1 protein-coding gene is annotated in these 1,519 nt (G+C 67.0%); it reads left to right on the plus strand.

Features of this window, described 5'->3' with window-relative positions; translation table 11 throughout:
* Positions 1–116: 116 nt before the first annotated feature.
* On the plus strand, positions 117–1,519 hold a 1,403-nt coding region (locus tag LQV45_RS31675; RefSeq protein WP_230011388.1), incomplete at its 3' end, for an HAD-IC family P-type ATPase.

Consider the following 1,519-nt stretch of genomic DNA (forward strand, 5'->3'; position numbering starts at 1 on the left):
ATCGGCGTGCGTCCCCGGCAGCCAAAGACCGGAAGGCCGCCAGGCGCCGGCCGGCCGCCAAGGGGCTGTCGCAGGGGGAGGTGGCTACGCGGGTCGAGCGCGGGCTTACCAACCGCGTGCCGGACACCACTAGCCGGAGCCTGTGGCAGATCTTCCGGGCCAACGTCTTCACGCTCTTCAACGCAATCGTCGGCACGAGCTTCCTGCTGCTGTTGTTCCTGGGGCAATGGCGGGATGCCCTGTTCGGCCTCGCCGCTGTCAGCAATGCCGTGATCGGCGTCGTCGAGGAATACAGGGCGAAAAAGTCCTTGGACCGGCTGGCTGTCCTCAACGCCCCCCTCGCGCGGGTCTTGCGCGAGGGGCAGATCCACGACATCGCCACGGCCGACGTCGTAAAAGATGACCTCCTGGTGTTGCGGGCCGGGGATCAGGTCACTGCCGACGCTGCCGTACTGGAGTCGTCCGGCCTCGAGGTGGACGAATCGCTTCTCACGGGCGAAGCAGACCCGGTGGGTAAGGATGCGGGGACGGAAGTACTCTCCGGATCGATCGTCGTGGCCGGCCACGGCAACGCCCAGGTTGTCCGGGTCGGAGCGGCGTCGTTCGCGAGCCGGCTGACGGCAGATGCGCGACGCTTCTCACTGGTGAACTCCGAGATCCGCAACAGCCTCAACCGTGTAATGCGCTGGATCGCCTGGATCCTGCTGCCCGTTGCCCTCATCGTGCTCAACGGCGAGATCCAGGCGCGCGGCGGCTGGCAGTCCGCCATTTCCACCGGTGCCTGGACCCCCGCACTCGTGGGACTCATTGCCAGCATGATCGCGATCGTCCCGCTGGGACTAGTGCTGCTGACGAGCGTGGCCTTCGCCGTGGGCGGACTCCGGCTGGCTAAACACAACGTACTGATCCAGGAACTCGCCGCTGTCGAGGGACTGGCACGCGTAGACGTACTGTGCATGGACAAGACCGGAACCCTCACAGAAGGAGGACTGGTCTTCGACGCGGTTCACCCGCTGGCGCCGCAACCGGGATGGGAGCAGGCCCTCGCATGGTTTGGCGCCGAACCCGAGGCAAACGCCACGGCACGCTGCCTGAGCACGGCCTTTGAGGATGATGGCGGCCTTCAACCCGTCCGGTCCGTGCCGTTCTCCTCCGCCCGGAAGTGGAGCGGAGTCAGCTTCAACGGGAGCGCCCGCGGTGCGCGCACCTGGATTCTCGGAGCACCGGAAATGATGCTTGTGCAGGGCGACGACGCAGCCGCACGTCTGAAGCCGTCGATCCCGGCGCCCGACGGCGCAGTACCGCGCCAGAGCGACGTCTTGCGCCAGGCCGGCGAACTGGCCGCATCAGGGCTGCGGACCCTGCTCCTGGCTGGCGCGGATCAGTTGCCAGCCAATGGGAAGGTGGAGCAGCTGCCGGCGTCGCTCCACCCTGTGGCGCTGCTGACCTTCCGGGAACAGCCGCGCTCCGATGCACGGGAGACCCTGGAGTTGTTCCGTTCCGCAGGGGTCGGGTTGAA

The organism is Microbacterium sp. Bi128, assembly GCF_918698205.1.